This window comes from Micromonospora sp. AMSO12t (assembly GCF_008806585.1).
GTDB classification, from domain to species: domain Bacteria; phylum Actinomycetota; class Actinomycetes; order Mycobacteriales; family Micromonosporaceae; genus Micromonospora; species Micromonospora reichwaldensis.
Window position 1 is genome coordinate 1 of sequence record NZ_WAAS01000409.1, and the last position, 3,967, is coordinate 3,967.

The window sequence follows — 3,967 nt, forward strand, 5'->3', positions numbered from 1 at the left end:
GCGGGCGCGGTGGAACCGCGGACGACCAGCTCGGGCTCGAACAGCAGCTCGTCGTGCAGCACGCCGGCGCCCTCGATCTGGGTGACCAGCAGGTCCACGGCGGCCTGCCCCATGGTCTCGATCGGCTGCCGCACCGTGGTCAACGGCGGGTCGGTGCACGTCATGAACGCGGAGTCGTCGAAGCCCACCACCGACACGTCGGTCGGCACCACCCGACCCAGCCGTCGGGCGGCCCGGATGGCGCCGAGGGCCAGCACGTCGCTGGCGCAGACGATGCCGGTCACGCCGCGCTCGACCAGCTTGGTCGCGGCGACCCGCGCCCCCTCCATGGAGAAGCTGGAGCGCTCCACGTACGCCGTGTCGTCACCCCAGCCCGCCGCCTGGGCCATCGCGTCCAGCTTGCGCCGGGACGGCACGTGCCCCTCCGGGCCGAGCACCATCCCGATCCGCTCGTGCCCGAGCGAGCGCAGGTGCCCGTACGCCTGCTCCACCGCCACCGCGTCGTCCGTGGAGACCCGGGGAAAGCCCAACTCGTCCACCCCCGCGTTGACCAGCACCACCGGCAGGCCCCGGTCGGTCAGCCGGCGGTAGTGGTCGTGCCGGGCGTCGGCGAGCGCGTACGACCCACCGGCGAAGATCACCCCGGAGACCTGGTGGTCGAGGAGCATCTCCACGTAGTCCATCTCGGAGACGCCACCGATGGTGCGGGCGCAGAGCGCCGGGGTGAACCCGCGCTGGGCGAGGGATCCGGTGACCACCTCGGCGAGCGCCGGGAAGATCGGGTTCTGCAACTCGGGCAGCACCAGCCCGACCAGCCGGGCGCGCTCGCCGCGCAGCTTGGTGGGCCGCTCGTAGCCGAGCACGTCCAGCGCGGTCAGCACCGCCGTCCGGGTCGCCTCGGAGACCCCGTCCCGGCCGTTGAGCACCCGGCTGACGGTGGCCTCGCTGACGCCCGCCTTCTTGGCAACTTCGGTCAACCGCTTCGTCACGGCCGCAATCGTACGTCATCCCGATGAAAGAAATGAGCAGCCATCTGCCGCACGATTGCCTTCCGCTGCCGCGCGCTGCCCGCCATCCGGCATCCGGCATGCGGCATGCGGCATGCGGCATGCGGCCCGGTCGTCAGGACATGTTCCGCAACGCGTCCTCGATCGTCCGGTGGAAGGTCGGGTACGCGTAGATCATCTGCCGGAGCCGGGCGAGCGGCACGGCCGCGTGCACCGCCACCGCCAGACCGGAGAGCACCTCGCCACCGGCCGGCCCCACCGAGGTCGCGCCGATCAGCACGCCCTGGTCGGCGTCCGCGACCAGCTTGACGAAGCCCTCGTTGCCGGCCTTGTGGATCCAGCCCCGGGCCGACGACGGCAACCGGGCGAGGCCGACCTGCACGTTGACGCCCCGCTCGCGGGCCTGCGACTCGGTGAGGCCGACCGCGCCGACCTCGGGGTCGGTGAAGGTCACCCGGGGCAGCGCCCGGTAGTCGGCGCGCGGCACCGCACCGGCGGAGCCGCGCACGCCGGTGGTGCCCGACGCGCCACCCGTCGCGCTCGCGGTGCCGCTGGGGTCGGGCCCGCCTGCGGCGCGCCGGGCGTGGTCGAGCAGGTCGGCGACGACGATCCCCGCCTGGTACATCGCGACGTGCGTGAACGCCCCCTCGCCGGTGACGTCGCCGACCGCCCAGATCCCCTCCGTCACGTGCAGCCGGTCGTCCACGGCCAGGTAGCGCCGGCCGGCGTCCACCCCGACGGTGTCCAGGCCCAGCTCGTCCAGGTGGGCCCGGCGACCGGTCACCACCAGCAGCCGCTCGGCGGTGAACCGCGCCCCACCGGCCGCGTGCAGGGTGAAGCCGCGCCCGTCGTGGCTGACCCGCTCCGCCCGCACCCCGGTGTGGATCTCCACCCCGTCGGCCCGCAGCGCGGCGGCGGCCACCTCGGACGCCTCGGGCTCCTCGACGGCGAGCACCCGGTCCAGGGCCTCGACCACGGTGACCCGGACCCCGAACCGGGCGAAGACCTGCGCCAGCTCCAGCCCGATCGCCCCGCCGCCCAGCACCAGCAGCGACTCCGGCAGCTCCTCGACCTCGATCGCCTGCCGGTTGGTCCAGTACGGCGTGTCCGCCAGCCCGTCGACCGGCGGCACGGACGGTCTGGTGCCGGTGCCCAGCACGATCCCGTGCCGGGCCTGGAAGACCCGCTCGCCCACGCGTACCCGGCCGGGGCCGTCGAGCCGGGCGGCGCCCCGGACGAACCGCCCGCCCTTGCCGGTGAACCGCTGCACCGCGACCGTGTCGTCCCAGGTGTCGGTGGCCTCCTCGCGGATCCGCTTCGCCACCGGCGCCCAGTCGGGCCGGACCTCGGCGGTGCCCGCGAGCCCGTCCACCCGGCGGGCCTCGGCGATCGCGTTGGCCGCCCGGATCATCATCTTGCTCGGCACGCACCCCCAGTACGGGCACTCCCCGCCGACCAGATCACGCTCGACGCCGACGACGCTCAGCCCCGCCTCGGCGAGCCGCCCGGCCACCTCCTCGCCGCCGACCCCGAGCCCGACCACGACCACGTCCACCAGTTCCGGATCCGCCATCCCGCCAGCATCGCGCACCGCCCGGCGGCCGGCCAGCGGGTCGAGCCGGAAATCCGCTGCCCGCCGGCGTCCCGGCCTCCTACCGTGGCCGGATGCGCACCCGCTTCTCCGCCGTCCACGACTGCTTCGCCGAACTGCTCGCCGAGGGCCGGGAGACCGGGGCCGGCCTGGCGATCTGGTACGACGGCGAGCCGGTGGTCGACATCGTCGGCGGCGAGCGGTCACCGGGGCAGCCGTGGCTGCCGGACACGCTGGTGAACGTCTACTCCGTCGCCAAGCCGGTCGCCGCCCTCTGCCTGCTGGCGCTGGTCGGCCGGGGCCGGCTCGACCTGGACGACCCCGTCGTCGACCACTGGCCCGGCTTCCGCGCCCCGGCCACCGTCCGCCAGGTGTTGGCGCACACCGCCGGGCTGCCGGCCTTCCCGGTGCCCCGGCCGGCCGCCGCCGTCGCCGACTGGGACCTGCTCTGCGCCGACCTCGCCGCCGCCGAGCCGGAATGGCCGCCCGGGTCCGTCGCGGGCGAGCACGCCTGGACGTACGGGCACCTGGTCGGCGAGCTGGTGCGGCGGGTCGACGGGCGGTCGGTGGGCCGCTTCCTGGCCGAGGAGATCGCCGGTCCGTGGCGGCTGGACCTCGGCTTCGGCCTGGGCGAGGCGGACCAGCGCCGCTGCGCCGACCTGCGCCACGGCGATCCGGGGTGGCCGGACCGGGCGGCCGGCGAGCCGGGTTCGCTCTGGGCGCGGGCGCTGGACAACCCGCCCGGCGGCCGGGACCCGGCGGTGGTGAACAGCCCGCTCTGGCGCGGCGCCGAGGTGCCGGCCGTCAACCTGCACTCGACCGCCGGCGCCCTGGCCCGCCTCTACGCGGGACTGCTCGCCGGCGGCGTCCTCGACGGCGTACGGCTGTTCAGCCGGGAACTGGTGGCCGAGGCGACCCGGGTCCAGTACGACGGCGACGACCTGCTGCTCGGCCGGCGGACCCGCTGGACGCTGGGCATGCAGTGGGAGGAGGACGGCAGCTGGGGCATGGGCGGGATCGGCGGCAGCTCCGCCTGGGCCGATCCCGGACGCGGCTACACCTTCGCCTACGCCACGGCGCACCTGGCCGACCACGACCGGGTCGACGCCCTGGCGGACGCCCTGCACTCCTGCCTCTGACCGCACGGCCGGCGACTGGCGACTGGCGCTGGGCTGCGGGCGCAGGGCGCCGGGCGCAGGGCGCTGGGCGCTGGGCGCTGGGACCAGCTCGTCATCTCCGACCACTGCCACCCCCGGCCCGCTCCGGCCAGCGCCGCCGGCTGGCCGTGGCTGCCGCCGGCCTCCGGCGGACGGGCGGACGGGCGGACGGGCTGACGGGCGACGGGCTGACGGGCGGACGGGCTGACGGG

General features: G+C 75.8%; 3 protein-coding genes. 1 reads left to right on the forward strand and 2 read right to left on the reverse strand.

The window, feature by feature from the left end; translation table 11 throughout:
* On the reverse strand, nt 1-989 hold a 989-nt coding region (locus F6X68_RS31370; protein ID WP_151457633.1), incomplete at its 3' end, for a LacI family DNA-binding transcriptional regulator.
* A 133-nt stretch (nt 990-1,122) separates the two neighbouring features.
* Complete coding sequence (locus F6X68_RS31375; protein WP_151457634.1) at nt 1,123-2,580, reverse strand: NAD(P)/FAD-dependent oxidoreductase; 1,458 nt, start codon at nt 2,578-2,580, stop codon at nt 1,123-1,125.
* 92 nt (nt 2,581-2,672) lie between these two features.
* Here F6X68_RS31375 and F6X68_RS31380 point away from each other — a divergent pair, with 92 nt between their 5' ends.
* Nucleotides 2,673-3,737, forward strand: coding sequence for a serine hydrolase (locus tag F6X68_RS31380; RefSeq protein WP_151457635.1), 1,065 nt, complete (start codon nt 2,673-2,675; stop codon nt 3,735-3,737).
* The last annotated feature ends 230 nt before the right edge of the window (nt 3,738-3,967 follow it).